Here is a 21921-nt window from a genome sequence, read left to right on the forward strand (position 1 = left end):
CGATGCTGGCTCCCCTGATCGATGACAAACAAAAAATTTCGCTGATTGAAAACAGCGGTGTGCAGTTTCTGGATTTTGGCCTGCAACTCTCAGCTACCCAGGCACGCCGTCAGTTTGTGCGCCAGACCGCTAACGGCCCGCTGCTGCGCCTGAACGTCGATGGCAACAGCGGTAAATTCATGCTCTACCCGGAAGATGGGGGCGCTGCTGAAGTGGTGCGACCGGAGTCGGATATCGCCCTGGCAGACTCACTTACACTGCTGTCAGCCTGCTGGCTGCCGCTGCCGATGCTGCGCTGCGCCAGCGGCCGTCGTTTTATAGGCGGCCCGGAAAACTGGGCGCGGATGCGTCTGGTGGCCCTGCCCGCGCCCGATGCGGCAGGCAATACCCATCGCGTTACTCTGGCCTTTGATACCCGCTGTGTAGCGGAACAGGATGGCGGCGAACAGCTCGGCCTTAGCGCTGCCGATGCGCAGAACGGCGTGACCTTTGCGCTGGCCTGGCACAACTACGAGCTGGGCGATTTTCTTGACCTGACCTGGGTTGACGGCTGGCTGCGAGAATCCTTTACCGACCGTGTTTCCGATCGCCGCGAACAGGCAATTAATCAGGCCCTGCGCGAGTTTGAGTATCAGGCGCACTACCTCAATCTGCTGGAACTGATGGGCGAGCAGCTCGACCTCAGCGAGATCCATATCCAGGCCGCCACGCTACAGACCCCGGCGGTCAACGTCGATATCATTCTGGATGTCGGCAATTCTCATACCTGCGGCATTCTGGTGGAAGATCACCCGGAAGAGAGCAACGGCCTGAAGCAGACCTATGAGCTGCAGCTGCGCGATCTCTCGCAGCCGCATCAGGTGTATAACGAGCTGTTTGACAGCCGTCTGGAGTTTGCTGAGGCGCGTTTCGGCAAAGCCAGCTTCTCGCTGGAGAGCGGTCGTGAGCAGGCCTTTATGTGGCCTTCCCTGACGCGCGTGGGACGCGAAGCAAGCCGTCTGGCGCTACAGCGTGTGGGTCTGGAAGGCAGCACCGGCCTCTCCAGTCCACGTCGTTACCTGTGGGATGAAGCCCGCTATCAGCCAGGCTGGCGTTTTAACACCCCTGGCGATCAGGCTGAACCCCTGGCTTATGCCGCACCCTTTACCACCCTGCTCAACGACGAAGGCCAGCCGCTTTCCTCACTGACACCCGACGATCGTCTGCCGGTCTTTTCACCGCACTATAGCCGCAGTTCGCTGATGACCTTTATGCTGTGTGAACTGCTGGCACAGGCGCTGATGCAGATGAACAGTGCAGCACAGCGTCAGCGTATGCCGCAGAGCCACGCGCCGCGTCAGCTGCGCCATGTGATCCTGACGCTGCCGTCAGCGATGCCGAAGCCGGAGCGCGAAATTTTCCGCCGCCGGATGCAGGAAGCGCTGGCGCTGGTCTGGAAAGCCGAGGGCTGGCTGGCGGACGACGATGACCTGTCACCTTCTCTGCCGCGTCAGAACCCGAAACCGCTGCCGGATGTGCAGATGGAGTGGGATGAAGCGACCTGTGGTCAGATGGTCTGGCTGTTTAACGAAACCCAGGTCAACTTTGCCGGTCGCGCCGAAGACTTTTTCAGCAGCATGGCCCGTCCTGATCGCCCGCGCGAGGCCGACGAACTGCCAGGCAAAAGCCTGCGTATCGCCTCAATAGATATCGGCGGCGGCACCACCGACCTCGCCATCACCCAGTATCGTCTGGATGATGGTCAGGGCAACAACGTCAAAATCACGCCGCGTCTGCTGTTCCGCGAAGGCTTTAAAGTGGCGGGCGACGACATCCTGCTGGATGTGATTCAGCTATGGATTTTACCGGCGCTGCAGCAGCATCTGCAGAAAGCGGGCCTGACCCTGGCGGAACCGCTGATGAACAAGCTGTTTGGTCACGACAGCCGCATGGACGGTCAGGCGACACTGCGTCAGCAGGTTACCTTACAGCTGTTTATTCCACTGGCGCAGGCGGTGCTTGAGCGTTACGAAAACTGGGATCCGCTGGAGAGCCATGCGGAGATCAATGCGCTGTTTGGCGAGCTGGTCGAGCAGCCACCGGGCGAGGCGGTGCTGGCGTTTGTTAACGGCGAAATTCAGCGCGAACTGGGCGGTAACAGCCGCTTTGACCTGCTGCAGGTGCCTCTGGTGGTGAGCCTGTCGCTGCTGCATGGTGAGTTTATGCAGCACCGCATGGCAATTATTCCGGCGCTGCGCTCCATGTGTGAAGTGGTGTCGCTCTATCAGTGTGACGTGCTGCTGCTGACCGGTCGTCCGTCGCGCTTCCCGGGCATTCAGGCGCTGGTCCGTCATCTGCAACCGCTGCCGGGCAGCCGTATTCTGTCGCTGGAAGGCTATCACACCAGTGACTGGTATCCGTTTAACAAACATGGCCGCATCGACAACCCGAAATCTACTGCAGCAGTCGGCGCGATGCTCTGCCTGCTGGCGCTGGATCTGCGTCTCAGCAGCTTCTGGTTCCGCGCCGGGGATTTTGAACCCTATTCGACCATTCGCTACCTGGGTATGCTCGATGAAAATCAGGCGCTGACGGACGAGAACCTCTGCTACAGCGAAATTGACCTCGACGATCCTGGCTATGCGCTGGATAAAAAAAGCAGTTTCCGTATTCGCGGCAACGTCTGTCTCGGTTTCCGTCAGCTGGATAATGAACGCTGGCCCGCCTCGCCGCTTTACAGCCTGACGCTGAACGACGCCACGCTGGCGCGTAAAGTAGCCGGTGAGAGCGTGCTGCGTATTCGTCTGGCCGTCAAAGCCGGTCCCGACGCCGCCGGCCCGGAAAGTCTGGTGCTGAGCGATGCGCGCCTGGACGATGGCACCCGCGTGCCGCTGGAGCAGTTAAGTCTGAAGCTGAATACCCTGTCGGCGACCGGCAATGCCAATGCGCAATACTGGATTGACAGCGGGAGCGTGTGTAAACGATGAAAGCGTTAAAACCCCGTCAGCCACAAACGCTGGCAAAACGTCTTAGCCTGTTGCAGGACGCCCTGAATAACAGCCTGAACTGGATTGAGACCACACGTGAGCAGTCGCCGCGTCTGGCGCTGGAAGCCGAAACCCTGACGCTGCAACTGCGCCAGGCGCGCGTGCAGACTCAGGCGCTGGCGCAGCAGGTGGCGCGTCCGGTCACGCTGGCGCTGTTTGGCCAGTCGCAGGCAGGTAAAGCCTGGCTGCTGAACGAAATGGTGGCCGATGCCCAGGGCCAGTTAGTCACCCGCATGGGCGATAAACAGCTGAGCTGGTTCCAGCATATCAATCCCGGCAACCTCGATTTTGCGACGGCCACCCGCTTCAGCCATCAGCGCGAACCGCTGTCAGGCGAATGGCCGGTTGAACTGACGCTGCTGAGCGAAGCGGAACTGGTGCGGCTGATGGTCGCCTGTGCCAGAACGTCCACGCCCGACACCGCGCAAATCGACAGCACCCTGCAGCGCCTGCAGCGTCATCGTCTCACCACGCCGCTGGCCGGTCTGGAAGGCGACGCGCTGGTCACACTCTGGTCCTGGTGCCGTCGCCGTGCGCACCACGATGCACGGCTGGATCGCCATTTCTGGCCACAGGCCGTTGAGCTGGCACCCTGGCTCAGCGTTGACGACCGGGTGCAGCTCTTTTCACTGCTGTGGCCTGCTCAGCCTGCCCTGAATGAGATGCTGCGTACCCTGCTGCACCTGCGTCACCAGCTGCGTAACAGCAGCCGGGTACTCGCGCCGCTGAGCCTGCTGACCGATGCGTCACTGCTGCCTGCCGAGCAGCTGATTGTGCCCGCCAGTGAGCAGGATCAACAGCAGTCAGTAGAAGTCTGCCCGATGAACGGTAACCGCATCGGCAAGGCGCAGAACGTGCCGCTGGGGCTACTGGCGCTGCTGACGCTGGAGGTACTGGTCCCGCTGAGTTCCACACCGCGAACCGCGCTTTATGATGATGCCGATATGCTGGAGCTGCCCGCGCCGGGTCAGTCCAGTGATGCGGCAACGCAGGAAGATCGTCAGCGCCTGCAGCAGCAGGATCCGCTGCGAGCACTGCTGCTGGAACAGAAACGCGCCCTGCTGCCTGGCTTCTATGCTGCGCGGCAGGCGATTGATCTGTTGCTGGTCTGCACTGCCGCCAGCCAGCGTCAGGATGCTGACCTTGCCAGCGAAACGCTGCGTGAATGGCAGCGCCACCAGCCTGCCCAGGAATCTGCAGAGAAACCGCGTCTGATCTGGGCGATTACTCCTTTCGATGCCCGTCATCAGCAGGTCAATGTCGATGAAGCCGTTCAGCGTCAGATGGGACAGCCCGGTCAGCACTGGGGGTCGATGCTGGCACTGGATCGCGCAGGCGTCGATCGCATGGCGAGCTGGTTGCTGGACGAAATGCAGCCGGAAGCGCGCCGCGACATGTTGCTGGCTCAGCTGGCGCAGATCCAGCACACCGTGGTGGAGCGACGTCTGCTGCCCTGGACCGAAGCGGGGGCCAGCCCGGAGCAGGCGGCACGCAAACAGAATATCGCCGACACGCTGCTGAAGTGTTTGCAGCATCGCACCGGTCTGCATGGCGAGCTGCTCGAGCGCCTGCAGCCGCCGCGTGAAGCACTGCGCCAGCTCTGGCTCAATCAGTCGGCCCAGCCAGGCAGCAAACCGGCCACAATTCAGGCACCGGAAAATCAGTTTGGCATCGGGTTTGAATTTGATCTGTTCAGCGAAAGTCCGGCGGAAGCGCCGGTTCAGCCGCGTCAGAGTCTGCAGAGCGCTCAGCAGTATCCGCGTCAGGTGCTGCTACTGTGGCTGGATCATCTGCGCCAGTTGCCGGAAAATCGCAGCCTGCTGGCATTACTTAACGTCGACAAGGCGACGATGGAGTGGCTGGTTGAAGAGCTGATTACGGCCGGTTTCCGCACCGATATCGCGCAGAAACTGCAGCAGGCGTTGCATGAGCCGGATACGCAGAGCGTCAGCTATGAATCACGCGCCGATCGTCAGGTGACGCGGGCGATGACAGTGCTGGGGGATTTTGTGGCCTGGCTCGGCTTTTTACAGCGTCCTGAATCCGAACGTCCGGCCAGCCGGGTTAACCGGGGTCAGGCAATTTTCTCCCGTCCTCCGGCACCCAGCGTCAGCTTCAGTGCCGGTCAGCGCCTGACCAAACTCTCTGCTGCTCCGGCCAACCACACCGCCTACTATATTTACGACTGGCTGGTGGGGCTGAATCAGGTGATTATTGAAAACAATGGTTATACCGGCGGCGGCGACCTGCCGGTGGCGGCCCGTGAAGCGCTGATTGCTCTCCTTAAGCCCCTGCGCACTTAATCGATAATCAGGCGCAGTTCGCCCTCCAGCGACTGCGTCGCCTCTTCCAGCAGCGCCAGCACCGGCGCTAAATCCGCTTCATGCGCAGCATAGTGCTGCAGCCAGACCGTAGCAGGCAGCGCCATGCCGCCCGTCAGCCAGTCCCATAACGCATCCAGATTATGGCCGAAGCGCTGCGGGCAGCCGCTCTGCTCAGCAAACTGCTGATAAAAGGCCGCACGCGTGGTGAGCTGACGCAGGTCGAAGGTCAGGTTAAGCATAATCAGGGCACCTGTCTGAAGCTGCGGTAGTGGTCGGTGGAGAGGAACACCAGCCCGTCAGAGGAGTATACCAGGCGGTCGGCGTCGCGGTGACCGCAGCGATAATTCACATCCGCTTCATACCACTGACGGCCCGCACGCGCGGGAAGCCGCTTTTCACGGTTGGTAAAGCGATCGCCGCCGATAGCTCTGCCCGGCAGTACCTCGCACAGATTACCTGTGGCCGGATTCCAGCCACGCTTACGCGCATCACTTTTAGTGAGGTAGTAGTCCGGTAATTGCTGGTGCTGCAGCACCCAGCGCGCCACGGTATGGGCGTCAGTCAGGGTGGCGATATCTGCCTGAGAAGGGGCTGAAACAGTGTTCAGATAAGGTTTAAGGCCGTAGAAACAGGCCGCGAGGACAAGGAAAAGTCCAATCCAGAGTTTTTTTGACATGATGGCATCCGAGACAACAGGACGCAGATAATACCAGTTTTGTGCGCCGAGAAAAGCGCGGGCCAGACAAGCTGGCCCTGGCGAGGTTATGCGGCGTGCGATTCCCCGCTGTGACGACGCCATGCACCCGGCGCGACACCATACTGACGTTTGAAGCTGCGGTTAAAGGACTGCTGGGAGTCGAAACCTAACGAGATCGCCACATTGAGAATCGGTTCATCGGTGCTGGTCAGACGATCGGCTGATTTCTTCAGCTTCTTAACCCGGATGTATTCACCCAGTGGATAACCGGTGTGCTCTTTAAACATGCGCTGCAGGTGCCATTTGGAGTAGCCCGCGCGCTCTGAAACGGTATCCAGATCCAGACGTGCTTCGATGTTGTTATCAATCCAGTCGATTAAATCGTGAATAAAAGCATCACTCATCATTCCAGTCTCTCCTGTCGCCGTGGCGAAAAGTATTAGTATCAGTTGCAGTTACACTTAAGGGTGGCTGACTATGCCATTTAATGCAAGTTTTATTAGTACATTAAATGCCGCACTGTTTATAGGGTTTTAGCGCAACTGGTCAGGCTTTCATCGCTCTGCCCAAAACCGCACATAAAGTGTATCTGTTATTCTTGCAGTTGCCCGCGACGCAAGCCTACACTCCCTGCGATTAATTGCAATATTAAAAGTTGCAAATATTGGCCTGCAGGTCGTCTTTTATATCTATCGCGGAATAACAACAATGATTACGAACCGGGTTCGTCAGGGTTTAACCCTCTTAGGGATGGTACTGCTCATCACGCAACTGAGCGGCTGCGATAAAGGTGTGGCGCAAAACGCCCCGCCACCACCGCCTGAAGTGAGTGCCGCGCCGGTGCTGATCAAGCCGGTCAGCCAGTGGGACAATTTCAATGGCCGGGTTGAAGCGGTGCAGAGTGTACAGCTGCGGCCGCGCGTCTCGGGCTATATCGACGCCGTTAACTATCGTGAAGGCGATGAGGTCAGAAAAGGTCAGGTGCTGTTTACCATCGATGACCGCAGCTACCGCGCAGCGCTGGAGCAGGCCAAAGCGGAACTGGCGCGGGCGCGCAGTCAGGCCAGTCTGGCCCGCAGCGAATCAGGCCGCAGCGAGAAGCTGATCGGCACCCAGGCGATTTCCCGCGAGGCATGGGAACAGCGTCGCTCGGCCGCCAGTCAGGCGCAGGCTGATGTGCTGGCTGCTGAAGCTGCGGTCGATATGGCGCAGCTGAACCTCGACTTTACCCGCGTCACCGCACCGATTGATGGCCGCGCCAGCCGGGCGATGATCACCGCCGGTAACCTGGTGACCGCCGGCGACAGCGCCAGTGTGCTGACTACGCTGGTGTCGCAGCAGCAGATGTATGTCTATTTCGATGTCGATGAGAACACCTTCCTGAACTATCAGGCGATGGCGCGTCAGGGCCAGCAGCGCCATGCGCTGCCGGTTGAGATTGCGCTGGTCGGCGAACAGGGTTTCCCGCACCAGGGCAAAATTGATTTTCTGGATAACCAGCTGACCGCCAGTACCGGCACCATTCGTATGCGCGCCCTGCTCGACAATCAACAGCGGCTGTTTACGCCTGGCCTGTTTGCCCGCGTACGTCTGCCCGGCAGCGCACAGTTTGAGGCGGTGCTAATCGATGATAAAGCGGTATTGACCGACCAGGATCGCAAATATGTCTACGTGGTGGATGGTGAAGGTAAAGCACAGCGGCGCGATATTCAGCCCGGCGCAATGGCAGATGGCCTGCGTATCGTTAAATCGGGTCTGCAATCCGGTGACAAGGTGATCATCGCCGGTCTGCAAAAAGTCTTTATGCCCGGCATGCCGGTCACAGCTCAGCAGGTCGCCATGCGTGCGGCAACCGCTCAATAATTCGAGGCCGCTATGGACTTTTCCCGCTTTTTTATCGACCGGCCTATTTTTGCTGCGGTGCTGTCGATCCTGATTTTTGTCACCGGCATGATTGCCATTCCGCTGCTGCCAATCAGTGAGTACCCCGACGTCGTGCCACCCAGCGTGCAGGTGCGCGCCGAGTATCCTGGCGCTAACCCGAAAGTGATCGCGGATTCCGTGGCAACGCCGCTGGAAGAGGCGATCAACGGCGTCGAAAACATGATGTACATGAAGTCAGTGGCCGGTTCGGACGGCGTGCTGGTGACAACCGTTACTTTCCGTCCGGGCACCGATCCCGATCAGGCACAGGTACAGGTGCAGAACCGCGTGGCACAGGCGGAAGCCCGTCTGCCGGAAGATGTGCGTCGGCTGGGCGTGACAACCCAGAAGATGTCGCCGACGCTGACGCTGGTCGTGCACATGTTTTCACCGAACAATACCTACGATTCGCTCTACCTGCGTAACTACGCCACGCTCAAGGTCAAAGATGAGCTGGCGCGCCTGCCGGGTGTCGGTCAGATCCAGATTTTTGGCGCAGGCGAATATGCGATGCGCGTCTGGCTTGATCCCAGTAAAGTTGCGGCGCGTGGCCTGACGGCCGCTGACGTAGTGACGGCGATGCAGGAGCAGAACGTGCAGGTCTCTGCCGGTCAGCTGGGCGCGGAGCCTCTGAAAAAGCAGAGTGACTTCCTGCTGTCGATCAACACCCAGGGACGACTGGAGAGCGAGCAGCAGTTTGGCGATATTATCCTGAAAACCTCAGAAGATGGTTCGCTGGTGCGGCTGCGCGATGTGGCGCGGATTGAGATGGGATCAGGCAGCTATGCCCTGCGCTCGCAGCTCAATAACAAAGATGCGGTCGGTATCGGCATCTTCCAGGCTCCGGGCGCTAACGCTATCGATCTCTCCAATGCGGTTCGCGCCAAAATGGATGAGCTGGCAACCCGCTTCCCCAACGATGTCAAATGGGCTGCACCTTACGATCCAACGGTGTTTGTCCGCGACTCGATTAAAGCGGTAGTGCAGACCCTGCTGGAAGCGGTAATCCTGGTGGTACTGGTGGTGATTCTGTTCCTGCAGACCTGGCGCGCCTCGATTATTCCGCTGCTGGCGGTGCCGGTTTCGGTGGTCGGTACCTTTAGCGTGCTCTATCTGCTCGGCTTTTCGCTGAACACCCTGAGCCTGTTCGGGCTGGTACTGGCGATCGGTATCGTGGTGGATGACGCCATTGTGGTGGTGGAGAACGTCGAACGTAACATTGAGATGGGACTGTCTCCGCGCGCCGCCGCGCATCAGGCAATGCGCGAGGTCTCCGGGCCGATCATCGCCATCGCGCTGGTGCTGTGCGCGGTGTTTGTGCCGATGGCGTTTCTCTCTGGCGTGACCGGGCAGTTTTATAAGCAGTTCGCCACCACTATCGCGATCTCCACGGTGATCTCGGCGATTAACTCGCTGACGCTCTCGCCCGCGCTGGCGGCGATGCTGCTGAAAGGACATGATGCGCCGAAAGATCGGCTGACGCGAATCATTGATGCCCTGTTCGGCTGGCTGTTCCGTCCGTTTAACCGCTTCTTCCAGCGTAGTGCGCACGGTTATGAATCGCTGGTTGGCCGCACGCTGCGTCGCCGTGGCGCGGTATTTGGCGTCTATATCCTGTTGCTGGCCGGTGCTGGTTTTATGTTCCAAACCGTGCCGGGTGGCTTTATCCCAACCCAGGATAAGCTCTATCTGATTGGCGGCGTGAAGATGCCGGAAGGCTCCTCACTGGCCCGCACCGATGAAGTGATTCGTAAGATGAGCGAAATCGGTATGCAGACCGAAGGCGTCGCCTATGCGGTGGCCTTCCCCGGCCTGAATGCGCTGCAGTTCACCAACACCCCGAACAGCGGCACGGTGTTCTTTGGTCTGAAGCCGTTTAATGAGCGCAAACATACGGCGGCAGAGATCAACGCGGAGATTAATGCAAAAATCGCGCAGATCCAGCAGGGCTTTGGCTTCTCGATTATGCCGCCGCCGATTCTGGGACTGGGTCAGGGCTCTGGCTATTCGCTCTATGTGCAGGACCGTGCCGGTCTGGGCTATGGCGCGTTGCAAACGGCAATTAATACGCTGTCGGGCAGCATCATGCAGACGCCAGGGATGCACTTCCCTATCTCCTCCTATCAGGCCAATGTTCCACAGCTTGATGTGCAGGTTGACCGGGATAAAGCCAAAGCTCAGGGCGTGTCGCTGACCGCACTGTTCAGCACGCTGCAGACCTATCTCGGCTCGTCATACGTGAATGACTTTAACCGCTTTGGGCGCACCTGGCGCGTCATGGCGCAGGCGGATGGGGAGTTCCGCGACAGCGTCGAAGATATTGCGAACCTGCGTACCCGCAACGACCGCGGTGAGATGGTGCCGATTGGCAGCATGGTTAACATCACCACCAGCTACGGCCCCGATCCGGTGATCCGCTATAACGGCTATCCTGCGGCGGATTTAATTGGCGATGCCGATCCACGCGTGCTCTCTTCGGCGCAGGCGATGAGTCAGCTGGAAGCGATGTCCGGCCAGCTGTTGCCGAACGGCATGAACATCGAGTGGACCGACCTGAGTTATCAGCAGTCAACCCAGGGTAATACCGCGCTGATTGTCTTCCCGATGGCCGTCCTGCTGGCGTTCCTGGTGCTGGCGGCGCTGTATGAGAGCTGGACGCTGCCGCTGGCAGTGATCCTGATTGTGCCGATGACGATGCTCTCTGCGCTGTTTGGCGTCTGGCTGACCGGCGGTGACAACAACGTCTTCGTGCAGGTCGGACTGGTGGTGTTGATGGGCCTCGCCTGTAAGAACGCGATTCTTATCGTGGAGTTTGCGCGTGAGCTGGAGATTCAGGGCAAAGGGATTATCGAAGCGGCGCTGGAAGCGTGTCGCCTGCGTCTGCGTCCGATTGTGATGACCTCAATCGCCTTTATCGCCGGTACCATCCCGCTGATTCTGGGTGAAGGTGCGGGTGCAGAAGTGCGCGGCGTGACCGGGATTACCGTCTTCTCTGGCATGCTCGGCGTGACACTCTTCGGCCTGTTCCTGACGCCGGTGTTCTACGTCGCCCTGCGCAAGCTGGTGACGCGCCGGTCAGGTGATGCCGAAACCGTGACGGCGTAAACACTCAACATTAAAAGGGGCGATCGGATGATCGCCCCTTTTTTTGTCTGTGACTGGCAACATGTTGATTAGCGCCGCTTCAATCTTTCATTCAGCGTTTCAATGATAAACGCATTCAGCGAGGTTTCATTTTGCGCGGCAGCCTGAGACAGGCGCTCTCCCATCGATTCAGGATAGCGCAGCGTAAAGGTCTTAATTTTTTCCTGCTCAGCATAGGGATTAATGCCGGAGGCTGCACAATCTTCCAGGTATTCGCGCAGCGAAATCTCGCCCTCTTTGTACAGCCCCTGTACGCTGTCAGAGACAAAATCACAGTAGCCTGACAGGCCAGTAAAACGCCCACGGAACATGTGGAGTTCAGGAACATAGGTGATCACGGCGGGTTGCCCGGCGACGGTGATTGATGAATTTGAACGATTATTCATAAGGATCGACTCCAATACTTTCCAGCCATTCACGCAGATTAATAACAGCCCCTCTGTCGGTGTCTGGCGAAGGATGCGGCCGGTGAAAACGCGCTATTCTTCCTCTGAGAAGAAAACGCACCCGTGAACCACTGCCTTCTTTAATCTCACCACCCAGAGCCCTGATAATGACTCAACTGCCTGCCATTTCAGTCCGGACGGCGGCGGCATTTGAAAAACCTGCTCCAACGTTTCACGCTGTTTTTTCCGTAAGTCCCTGACAACGGTGTTCATCCTGACCTTCGCGACTTCACCCAGTGAAGTCATTTTATTACGATACGGTAAGAGGTCAAGATGGAATTTACGGAGAGAAGGCCTGTGTTGCAGGTTTGGGAAAGAAGTGGCTCAGAAATGGACGTTCAGCAGGCATAAAAAAAGCCGCTAATCAGCGGCCTTTTTTGCAGAGTTCTTCACTCTCTTCGGGTTCAGGTTCCGGCACGGCGGTGCAGTTGCTGGTATCGCGTTTCTTCAGTTCGTTCAGTGCGTCTGCCACGGTGCGTTTTGCCAGCACATCCAGCGACGCCTGCTCGGCTTCATCGGCTATCGACTTAAAGTACCAGCAGAGGTTGGCACTGACCAGACAGCGCGGCGCGACGTCAGGGCGCGCAGCCCAGATTTTTTTGTCTTCAATCACTGAGACATAGATATCCCGCAGGGTGATTTCCGCCGCAGGACGGCCCAGATGAATCGAACCGGTTCGGCCCAGCGTAGAGACGATAATGCCGTCACGGGTCAGCGGGACCATTAATTTTCGAATGAAACTGGGATTCGCTTCAAGCCCGTAGGCCAGAATCGCGCTGGTAGAGCGTTTACCCATTTGCTCCGCCATCGCTACGCTCAGAACCATTTGCAAAGCTGTCGGGAAGCGGTAATCAAGCATTTCTTTATCCTGAGTTGCGGTGCATCTTATTGTTTTATTGCCGCATAAGTGAACAATCAATGAGCAATAAATATAACAAACACTGTTGCTTTTTTGAAGCAAGCCCACGGTGACAAGGCACGTATTCACCAAAGGCTGAGGCCTGATAGCACAAGGTGCTTACCCTGTTCTTTGTCCTTATTCTGCTGAACACGGAGAACAGTGCGATCATGCGGTGGTGACCGACGCCGCCGGTAATCGCTGCTTTAGCGCCATAACCAGCACCACGTTAAAGATTGCTAAAGCGCAAAGCAACCACAGCGTCGCCGATGCACCCATCTTTTCAAACACATATCCACCCATCAGCGGTGTCAGTGCCTGTCCCATTAATGCCGGGCGGGCCATTTTACCCACTACAATCGCGTAAGACTCTGGTTTGACCATCGCCAGCGGTAAAGTTCCGCGCACGATGGCGCGTAAGCCATTTCCTGCGCCATACAGCACCATGCTCAGCAGCGCCATCTGCGGAAAAAGTGCCAGTAATAGCAGGCCCAGCGCCACCAGCCCGACAGAAAAAAAGGTAGTGCGGATCGGATGACTGCGTTTAAAGGCGATATCGACGAGTCGGGATCCCACCTGGCACGGGCCAAGTACGGCGCTGATCGCCAGCGCCGACGTCAGCGTATGGCCACTCGCCTGCAACAGCGCGATAAGCTGCACAGAAATCGCCGTCATGATCACAGACGCGAGAGTAAAAATGGCGCACAGCAGCCAGAACAGCGCAGGTTCAATCTCCGGCATGGCAGACTGTTTAACCGCCCTTTTTGCAGGCGGCTTAGCATGGCTCGCCGGTAAGGCAAACAGATAGGCAGGCAGCACGCAGATCACCATCATTGCCGCAATAATCAGTGACGCATCCCGCCAGCCAAATCCATGAATCAGTAACGCTGTGCCGGGCCAGACGAGCGTGGTACAGAAGCCTGAAATCAGCGTAATACCGGTGATCGCTGAACGTGCCTGACCGCCATAGCAGGTGCCGAGTGTGGCAAACAGGGCATCATAAAGGCCCATCGCCATACCGATGCCGATGATCACCCAGGCAAACAGAAACAGCGGCAGCGAGTCGCTGACCGCCATTATCACCAGCCCCACCGCCATTACCAGACCGCTTAACGCCAGTAACAGACGACCGCCGGTATGGGCGATAATCCTGCCAGCCAGCGGTGACAGCAGGCCTGACACCAGTATTCCCGTCGAGAGCGCGCCGTAGATCCACTGCTGTGACCAGCCTGTCTCAGCCGCAATCGGATTCGCCATCACCGCCATCAGGTAGAATGACCCGCCCCATGACAGGATCTGCACCAGGCCCAGGGTGAAAATGGCGGCGATAACGGGTTTGTTGTTCTGATTCACAGGCAATTTCTTGGTTAGCAGGCGAACCGTTTTTATAACATGTTCCGCGATAAGCCAAAATGCGTGATGCCCTTTTGACTGGATAGCTACGCAGGCCGCACGGTTTTAAGTAAAATACTTTTAGTATGTTGTAACTATATGGTGCTTGCATCCTCGCCAGGCTTCTGCCACATTGTGAACGTTGTAACTATGGAGGCACGACATGACGCGCTACGACTTAGTGGCTGATATGCATCAGTGTGTAAACGACCTGGAACTGGCGCTGGGCGAGTTGCGTCAGCAGATTGAGGCGCAGCCTTTGCTGATCGCCCGCATCTTCAGCCTGCCGCCGGTGGTGAAAGGCCGTGAACATGAAGCGATAACTCAGATTGCCGTTGAACAGCATCTCGGTGAGAGCGCGTTGAAGATGGCACTTGATCATTATTGCCGCCTGTTTATGCAGCATCAGTCCGAACAGCTCAGCACCAAGGCTGCCGTTCGCTTACCCGGCGCGCTCTGTATTGAATGCGATGCGCAGCGGGAAGCGGAGATCGGCTCGCTGGTCGACCTCATCAACCAGTTGAAAGCCCGGCTGGAGCAACTGATCACGGTAGACTCGGGCCTGCCGAGCGAAGCGCGTTTTGAGTTCGTCCACCAGCACCTGCGCGGCCTGATTACCCTGAATGCCTATCGCACGATCACCCTGCTCAGCGCCCCTGACAGCCTGCGTTTCGGCTGGGCCAACAAGCACATTATCAAGAATCTTAAGCGTGAAGAGGTGATCGCCCAGCTGGAAAAAAGCCTGAAGTCGGGACGCGCGAAGGCACCCTGGTCACGCGAACAGTGGGCGGAAAAAGTGCAGGAGGAGCTGGCAAGCGTGCGTGCCCTGCCCGCCTCGGCACGGCTGAAAATCAAGCGCCCGGTGAAAGTCCAGCCGGTGGCACGCGTCTGGCGCGCGGATGAACAAAAACAGACCCAGCTGGCCTGCCCTTCACCGATCCTGGTGATCTGTCGCGATCGCAGTCAGGTTCCGGTATTGGGCGAGCTGCTTAATTACGACGCCGATAACATTACGCATCGTCATAAGCCCGCCGCTGAACCGCTTAATCTGCTGATACCCCGACTGCATCTGTGGGTCGATTGCCCGATATAAAAAAAAGGCCAGCATTCGCTGGCCTCTTCTTCATCGCTGACCTTACGACTTCATGCTGCCGACCATCTCTTCCGGACGAACCCAGGCATCAAACTCCTCTTCGGTCAGATACCCCAGCTTCAGCGCCGAACCCTTCAGCGTCAGCCCCTCTTTATGCGCCTTCTTGGCAATTTCAGCCGCTTTGTCATAGCCGATGTGGGTGTTCAGCGCGGTCACCAGCATCAGTGATTCGTTGAGCAGTTGATCGATGCGCTCACGCACCGGCTCAATGCCGACGGCACAGTGATGGTTAAAGCTGTCCATGCCATCCGCCAGCAGGCGAATCGATTGCAGGAAGTTATGGATCACCATCGGACGGAAGACGTTAAGCTCAAAGTTACCCGACGCGCCGCCCATGTTGATCGCCACGTCGTTTCCCATCACCTGACAGCAAAGCATGGTCATCGCTTCACACTGCGTTGGGTTAACTTTGCCCGGCATGATTGAGCTGCCAGGTTCGTTTTCCGGAATGGCGATTTCGCCAATGCCGCAGCGCGGGCCGGAAGAGAGCCAGCGTACGTCATTGGCAATTTTCATCAGCGAGGCGGCAAGCCCTTTTAGCGCGCCATGCGCATGCACCAGCGCATCACAGGTTGCCAGTGCCTCAAACTTGTTGGGTGCGGTGACAAATGGCTGCTGCGTCAGATCGGCCAGCGCCTTCGCCACGCGCACTGCATACTCCGGATGGGTGTTCAGACCGGTGCCTACGGCGGTTCCGCCCAGCGCCAGCTCCGCCACGTGCGGAATGCTCTGTTCGATATGCTTCAGGTTGTGCTCCAGCATCGCTACCCATCCGGAAATCTCCTGGCCCAGCGTCAGCGGCGTCGCATCCTGCAGGTGAGTACGACCAATCTTAACGATGTCTTTAAAGGCGTCAGACTTCTGGCTCAGCGTCTTTTTCAGTACCTGAATCTGAGGTATTAACTGTTCGCGCAGGGCGATCACGGCGGCAACATGCATCGCCGTCGGGAAGACGTCGTTGGAGCTCTGGCTCTTGTTCACATCGTCGTTAGGATGGACCAGGCGCGACATCCCGCGCTCCCCGCCGAGGATTTCACTCGCGCGGTTTGCCAGCACCTCATTCATGTTCATATTGGTCTGGGTGCCGGAACCGGTCTGCCAGATCGCCAGCGGGAACTCGTCCGCATGCTTATCCGCCAGCACTTCATCCGCCGCGCTGACAATCGCATCCGCGCGGTCAGCAGGCAGTAGCCCCAGATCGCGGTTTACGCTGGCCGCGGCGCGCTTGGTCAGTGCCAGCGCATGCACCAGCGCGGTCGGCATTTTTTCGGTTGAGATACGGAAGTGTTCCAGTGAGCGCTGCGTCTGCGCGCCCCACAGTTTGTCTGCCGGTACATCGATGGGGCCCATTGAATCTTTCTCAATGCGATTGGCTGCCATGAATACGTCTCCTTCACCTGTTTTTTAAAAGAATGATCGCCCGTTCTGTCATCGCAATCGATAACCCGGCGGTCAGGATACTGATATACAATAATTTAACATTATCAGAGCTTAGCGTCCTTTTGCGCTGGATATGTATTTTTACCGGTAGTTTCTGCTTTAATAGCCGCAATAATTTCCCGTGATAAAGGGTTACACAATGCAAAAAATGAATAACTCGCTGCAAAATTACGCATGGGGCAGCAAAACAGCGTTGACTGAGCTGTATGGGATTGCCAATCCCGAGGGCCTGCCGATGGCAGAGCTGTGGATGGGCGCACATCCGAAAAGTCCCTCTATCGTGATGGATCAGGGCAACGCGCGTTCGTTACGTGACGTGATTGATGCGGCGCCCGCCGCGATGCTGGGCGACGCGGTGGCACAGCGCTTTGGTGAATTGCCGTTTCTGTTTAAAGTGCTGTGTGCCGATCAGCCGCTGTCGATTCAGGTCCATCCCAGCAAACGTGCGGCCGAAGTGGGCTTTGCCCGTGAGAATGCGGCGGGGATTCCCCTGACGGCCGCCGAGCGCAACTATAAAGATGCAAACCACAAGCCGGAGCTGGTCTATGCGCTGACGCCGTTTCAGGCAATGAATGGCTTTCGCACGCTGACGCAGATGGTCTCACTGCTCGAGCCGGTTGCAGGTGCACATCCTCAGATTGCCCATTTTCTGCAACATCCCGATCGGGAGACGCTTGCTGCGCTGTTCTCGACCCTGCTGTCACTGGAGGGTGAGGCGAAATCGCTGGCGCTGGGCGTGCTGAAATCCGCACTTGATGCGCAGCAGGGCGAGCCGTGGGAAACCATCCGCATGATTGCGGCTGAATATCCTGACGACAGCGGCCTGTTTTCACCGCTGCTGCTGAATGTCATCACCCTGCAGCCCGGCGAGGCAATGTTCCTCTACGCTGAAACCCCGCACGCGTATCTGAAAGGCGTAGCGCTGGAGGTGATGGCCAACTCTGATAACGTATTACGAGCCGGTTTAACCCCGAAATATATCGATATCGACGAGCTGATGGCCAACCTGAAGTTTGAGGAGAAGCCTGCCAGCTCGCTGCTGACGGAGCCAGAGCAACAGGGCAACATGCTGCGCTTCCCGATTCCGGTAGAAGATTTTGCCTTTGCCATCCATAGCCTGAATGCAGAACCGCAATCGCTGGCGCAGCAGAGCGCTGCCCTGCTGTTCTGCATCGAAGGCCAGGCTGTCATCGCCAAAGGCGATCAGCAACTGACGCTAAAACCGGGTGAATCCTGCTTCATTGCCGCCAGCGAATCGCCAGTAACGGTCGCCGGTACGGGCCGACTGGCGCGGGTATTTAACGACTTAGGGCAGCGCGGCTGACGGAATCTCTGTTAACTGCTATTATTTCAACCTATTAGCTTTTAAACGCCTGCGGGCGTTTTTCTTCGGTCGCTGGGGTAAACCTGCGGCATAAGCGGACTCAAGGATAAGGACGAATCAGCAATGAAAAAGACCAATGTTGCCGTAGGTGTCATCATCGCACTGGGCGTAGTCTGGACTGGCGCGGCGTGGTTCACCGGCAAGCAAATTGAAAGCCACAGGGATGAGCTGGTGCAGAACGCCAATGCACAGCTGAACGCTTATGCCCCTAACAGTCGACTGAAGATCAGCTATCAGGACTATCAGCGCGGCGTGTTCAGCAGCAAGGTGAATCTGGTGGTTCAGGCCAATTCGCAGACGGAAGATAATCCGCTGCTTAAGCCGGGTCAGAGCATCATCCTGAATGAAACCATCGATCATGGCCCTTTCCCGTTTGCGCAGCTCAGGCATTTCAATCTGATCCCGAGCATGGCATCTGTTCATACCGAGCTGGCTAACACCGATGCGGTGAAGAAGCTGTTTGAGCTGACCGGCAATAAATCGCTGATTAACGCAGACACCCGCATCGGCTACAGCGGTGCTACCGATACCGCACTGCGTGTCCTGCCGGTTGATTATCAGAATGCGCAAACCGGTGAACGTTTTGCCACCAATGGCGGCACTTTCAACATCAGCGCCGATAATAAAGGCGATAAAGTGTCGCTGGACAGCGATGTGGATAGCCTCGCGCTGACCAGTAAAAATGAGATGGGCCAGCCGGTACTGTTCACTGTCAATGGTCTGAAGCTGAGCGGTAACACGCACCTCAGCCCCGAAGGCGTACGCATCGGCGATCAGTCGGTCGGTATTGAGAAGGTAAATGCCAGCATCAATGGTCAGGACGCCCTGACGCTGCACAAAATGAAAGGCACCTCCTCTTTCGACAACAGCGCCGGTAAAATTGGCGGCGATATCGACTACAAGGTTGAAAGCGTTCAGCTGCAGAAGCAGGACTTTGGTCAGGCAGCGCTGAAAATGAAGCTGTCACAGTTTGATGCGCAGGCGGTCAAAGCGTTCTCCGATCGTTATAACCAACAGATGCAGGAACTGCTGACCCAGCCTGGCGTTGCAGAAGATCCTATCCGCTATCAGGCAGGCATACATCAGATTCTGATGGCCAATCTGCCGATGCTGCTGAAAGGCTCGCCATCCATCAGCATCGCTCCGCTGAGCTGGAAGAATGACAAAGGTGAAAGCACCTTTAATCTGACGGCCAGCTTCAATGACCCTTCTGCTGTTACCGGTGAAGCCCAGACTCTGAGCGCTATGGTTGATCGGGTACTGAAAAGTCTGGACAGCAAGCTGGTCATCAATATGCCGATGGCAACCGAAACCATGCATAAAGTGGGTCTGGCTGAAGGTTATCAGGCCGACGACGCGCAGAAGCTGGCGGATCAGCAGGTTAAAGGTCTGGCGGCGATGGGTCAGATGTTCCGCCTGACTCAACAGCAGGATAACAACATCGTGACCAGCCTGCAGTACACCAACGGTCAGGTGAACATGAACGGCGACAAGATGACGCTGGAACAGTTTCTGTCCCGTTATATGCTGGGTATGCCGACCAGCGAAGGCATGCCGCAGTAAGCGCTGTCTTCCACCAAAGGCGACCTCCGGGTCGCTTTTTTTATGCCTGACCGCTGCGGAAGTGAGTTTGCCCGCCAGTTATGGGTAATTAAGCAGCATCCGGCGCGGCTGTTGCGCAAATAGCTGGCGCTGTTGCGCAAGATATTTTTATAATGCTCTGCACTTCACCGACAACTCAGCGAGTGCGCCATGATCGATTCTAAAATTCCTCTGACTGATATTCACCGCCACCTTGATGGCAACATTCGTGCACAAACCATTCTTGATTTAGGCCGCCAGTTTAATCTCGCCCTGCCCGCATCAACCCTGGAGACGCTGCGTCCGCATGTGCAGGTTGGCCAGAATGAACCTGATCTGGTGAGCTTCCTGCAGAAACTCGACTGGGGCGTGAAAGTGCTGGGCGATCTGGATGCCTGCCGCCGCATTGCGCAGGAAAATGTCGAAGATGCCGCGCGCGCGGGCATTCATTATGCTGAACTGCGTTTTTCGCCCGGTTATATGGCGATGACCCACAATCTGCCAATTGCCGGTGTGGTGGAAGCGGTCATTGACGGCGTGCGCGCAGGCCGTCAGCAGCACGATATCGACGTGCGTCTGATTGGGATTATGAGCCGGACCTTTGGCGAAGATGCCTGCCTCAGCGAGCTGGAAGGTCTGCTTGCCCACCGCGATCATATCACTGCGGTCGATCTTGCGGGTGATGAGCTGGGCTTCCCGGGCAGCGAGTTCCTGAGTCACTTTACCCAGGCGCGCGATGCCGGTTTCCGCGTTACCGTGCATGCGGGCGAAGCAGCTGGTCCGGAGAGCATCTGGCAGGCGATTCGTGAGCTGGGCGCAGAACGTATCGGTCACGGCGTGAAAGCGATTGAAGATCGCGCGCTGATGGATTTCCTGGCGGAGCACCATATTGGTATTGAGTCCTGCCTGACCTCCAACATCCAGACCAGCACCGTGCCTTCACTGGCGCAGCATCCGCTGAAGACCTTCCTTGAGCATGGCATTCTGGCGACCATCAATACCGATGATCCCGCGGTTCAGGGCATTGAACTGGCGCATGAATATCATCATGCCGCACCGGCTGCCGGTCTGAGCGCGGCACAGATCCGTCAGGCGCAGGAGAATGGTCTGACGATTGCCTTCCTCAGCGACGCTGAGAAAGCGGCTATTCGCGCTCGCGTGCAGTAATCCTGAAGCGTAGCGACAAAAAACGGGCCGGATAACCGGCCCGTTTTTATGGTAACGAGGTATAGATCTTTTCGCTATGGGACCGAGCCTGCGCAAAGACTACGGTCAGATGGGACGCTTTCCTCTTCTGACCGTAGTCCCTGCGCGCTAAACAGATTTATTGCTGTCTGATTCACGCTACGGGCTTGTTAGCAATCTGACAGGCTGGTACCCAGCCCGTATTACACCTACAGATTAAACGCGCTTCAGCGACAGCGTCTGGCGTTTTTCGGCGGATTGCAGACCCAGTTCGATCAACTCCATCACCTGAATCGCCTCTTCCGCCGTTACCGGATTATTACCGCGTCCGGCAATCGCATCGCGGATGCCTGCATAGTAAGCAGGATAGTTGCCCGGCTGGGTCAACTGCGTGGTTTCGGTCAGGGAGTCGCCCTCAACCAGCGTCAGTGTGCCGTCGCGCATGTCATAGCCCCAGTCTGCCTGCGGCGGGAAATCACCTGACTTCAGGCGATCTTCCTGCGGATCCAGACCATATTTGACGTAACTGCCGCGCGTGCCGTGGACGGTATAACGCGCAGATTCCGCTGCCACCAGCATGCTGGCGTGCAGCACGACGCGGCGCTGCGGATAGGTCAGCGTGGCGTGGAAGTAGTCGGTGGTCTGCGCACCCGGACGCATTTCGGCCAGATCGACATTGATGGCGACCGGCGGGCCAAACAGCTGCAGCGCCTGGTCCAGCAGATGCGGTCCCAGGTCATACCAGATTCCGCTGCCTGCGCCCTTCATTTCACGCCAGCGATTACGCACTTCCAGACGGAAACGGTCAAAATGCGATTCGAAGTAGCGCACGTCACCCAATGAACCTGCTTCAAGCAGGGATTTCAGCGTCAGGAAGTCACTGTCCCAGCGTCGGTTGTGGAACACCGACAGCAGCAGCCCTTTGGCTTTCGCCAGCGCATCCAGCTCACGTGCCTGTGACAACGTCACGGTAAACGGCTTATCGACCACCACATGTTTACCGGCGTTCAGCGCCGCTTTAGCCAGCGGGAAGTGGGTATCATTAGGGGTAGGAATAACAATCAATTGCAGAGTCGGGTCGTCCAGCAGCGCCTGAGGATCGGCCACCACCTTTACGGCGGGCCAGTCGGCGTGAACTTTGCTGGCGTCGCTACTGGAAATGGCGGCCAGTTCGACGTCCGGCGTTCCCGCAATCAGCGGGGCATGAAACGTTTTACTGGCAAAGCCGTAGCCGATCAGACCAACACGTAATTTATCGCTCATTTGGATTCCTCTCAGAGCCTGTATGGCAGGCTCTTAGTTGATAACCTGATTGATTTAAGACTATT

At 57.5% G+C, this 21921-nt stretch carries 16 protein-coding genes and 1 pseudogene; 8 read left to right on the plus strand and 9 right to left on the minus strand.

Annotation, left to right across the window (positions count from 1 at the left end; all coding sequences use genetic code 11):
• Positions 1-2 precede the first annotated feature (2 nt).
• Both ACTJKZ_RS05405 and ACTJKZ_RS05410 read left to right on the plus strand, forming a co-directional pair.
• Positions 3-2966 (plus strand): virulence factor SrfB, encoded by a 2964-nt coding sequence (locus ACTJKZ_RS05405; protein WP_440829340.1) that lies wholly within the window; start codon positions 3-5, stop codon positions 2964-2966.
• Positions 2963-5329, plus strand: coding sequence for a virulence factor SrfC family protein (locus tag ACTJKZ_RS05410; protein ID WP_440829341.1), 2367 nt, complete (start codon positions 2963-2965; stop codon positions 5327-5329). Before ACTJKZ_RS05405 ends, ACTJKZ_RS05410 begins: the two co-directional genes overlap by 4 nt.
• Here the strand turns inward: ACTJKZ_RS05410 and ACTJKZ_RS05415 are convergent.
• The 3 genes from ACTJKZ_RS05415 to ACTJKZ_RS05425 all read right to left on the minus strand — a co-directional run bounded on the left by ACTJKZ_RS05415 (position 5326) and on the right by ACTJKZ_RS05425 (position 6454).
• On the minus strand, positions 5326-5589 hold the full coding sequence (locus ACTJKZ_RS05415; protein ID WP_161732419.1) for a barstar family protein: 264 nt from the start codon (positions 5587-5589) through the stop codon (positions 5326-5328). The genes ACTJKZ_RS05410 and ACTJKZ_RS05415 overlap by 4 nt on opposite strands.
• Before the next feature lie 2 nt (positions 5590-5591).
• Entirely contained in the window at positions 5592-6026 is a 435-nt protein-coding gene (locus ACTJKZ_RS05420; protein ID WP_161732421.1) for a ribonuclease domain-containing protein, read from the minus strand.
• 86 nt (positions 6027-6112) lie between these two features.
• Positions 6113-6454 (minus strand): helix-turn-helix domain-containing protein, encoded by a 342-nt coding sequence (locus ACTJKZ_RS05425; protein WP_013357796.1) that lies wholly within the window; start codon positions 6452-6454, stop codon positions 6113-6115.
• Between the two features lie 301 nt (positions 6455-6755).
• Between ACTJKZ_RS05425 and ACTJKZ_RS05430 the strand changes: the two genes are divergently transcribed.
• On the plus strand, positions 6756-7910 hold the full coding sequence (locus tag ACTJKZ_RS05430; protein ID WP_440829342.1) for an efflux RND transporter periplasmic adaptor subunit: 1155 nt from the start codon (positions 6756-6758) through the stop codon (positions 7908-7910).
• Between the two features lie 12 nt (positions 7911-7922).
• The gene (gene oqxB / locus ACTJKZ_RS05435; RefSeq protein ID WP_440829343.1) at positions 7923-11075 is read left to right on the plus strand and encodes a multidrug efflux RND transporter permease subunit OqxB; all 3153 of its coding nucleotides are present in this window, start codon (positions 7923-7925) and stop codon (positions 11073-11075) included.
• Between the two features lie 68 nt (positions 11076-11143).
• On the opposite strand, the gene ACTJKZ_RS05440 is transcribed toward oqxB, so the two are convergent.
• The 4 genes and pseudogenes from ACTJKZ_RS05440 to ACTJKZ_RS05455 form a co-directional block, all read right to left on the minus strand.
• Positions 11144-11500, minus strand: a complete 357-nt coding sequence (locus ACTJKZ_RS05440) for a type II toxin-antitoxin system HicB family antitoxin (RefSeq protein WP_161732427.1) — start codon at positions 11498-11500, stop codon at positions 11144-11146.
• A pseudogene (locus ACTJKZ_RS05445) lies at positions 11493-11773 on the minus strand (type II toxin-antitoxin system HicA family toxin). Before ACTJKZ_RS05445 ends, ACTJKZ_RS05440 begins: the two are co-directional and overlap by 8 nt.
• 151 nt (positions 11774-11924) lie before the next feature.
• A complete protein-coding gene (locus ACTJKZ_RS05450; RefSeq protein WP_161732429.1) occupies positions 11925-12419 on the minus strand; it encodes an RrF2 family transcriptional regulator in 495 nt (164 codons plus the stop codon).
• Between the two features lie 207 nt (positions 12420-12626).
• Positions 12627-13811 carry an MFS transporter gene (locus ACTJKZ_RS05455; protein ID WP_440829344.1) on the minus strand — a complete coding sequence of 395 codons (1185 nt, stop codon included), beginning with the start codon at positions 13809-13811 and terminating at the stop codon, positions 12627-12629.
• Positions 13812-14013: 202 nt separating this feature from the next.
• Here ACTJKZ_RS05455 and tus point away from each other — a divergent pair, with 202 nt between their 5' ends.
• Positions 14014-14943: a DNA replication terminus site-binding protein gene (gene tus / locus ACTJKZ_RS05460; protein ID WP_161732433.1), complete on the plus strand. Its 930-nt coding sequence runs from the start codon at positions 14014-14016 to the stop codon at positions 14941-14943.
• Between the two features lie 42 nt (positions 14944-14985).
• On the opposite strand, the gene fumC is transcribed toward tus, so the two are convergent.
• Positions 14986-16383, minus strand: coding sequence for a class II fumarate hydratase (fumC, locus tag ACTJKZ_RS05465; protein WP_161732435.1), 1398 nt, complete (start codon positions 16381-16383; stop codon positions 14986-14988).
• Positions 16384-16582: 199 nt separating this feature from the next.
• On the opposite strand from fumC, the gene manA reads away from it, so the two are divergent.
• From manA to add, 3 genes are all read left to right on the plus strand, one after another.
• Positions 16583-17767, plus strand: a complete 1185-nt coding sequence (gene manA, locus ACTJKZ_RS05470; RefSeq protein ID WP_440829345.1) for a mannose-6-phosphate isomerase — start codon at positions 16583-16585, stop codon at positions 17765-17767.
• 123 nt (positions 17768-17890) lie between these two features.
• The gene (locus ACTJKZ_RS05475; protein WP_161732438.1) at positions 17891-19390 is read left to right on the plus strand and encodes a YdgA family protein; all 1500 of its coding nucleotides are present in this window, start codon (positions 17891-17893) and stop codon (positions 19388-19390) included.
• 189 nt (positions 19391-19579) lie between these two features.
• A complete protein-coding gene (gene add / locus ACTJKZ_RS05480; protein ID WP_161732440.1) occupies positions 19580-20575 on the plus strand; it encodes an adenosine deaminase in 996 nt (331 codons plus the stop codon).
• A gap of 234 nt (positions 20576-20809) precedes the next feature.
• On the opposite strand, the gene ACTJKZ_RS05485 is transcribed toward add, so the two are convergent.
• Positions 20810-21856, minus strand: coding sequence for an oxidoreductase (locus ACTJKZ_RS05485; protein WP_222924073.1), 1047 nt, complete (start codon positions 21854-21856; stop codon positions 20810-20812).
• Between the last annotated feature and the right edge of the window lie 65 nt (positions 21857-21921).

The organism is Pantoea sp. 22096, from assembly GCF_052045955.1.
Classification (GTDB): Bacteria; Pseudomonadota; Gammaproteobacteria; order Enterobacterales; family Enterobacteriaceae; genus Pantoea; species Pantoea alfalfae.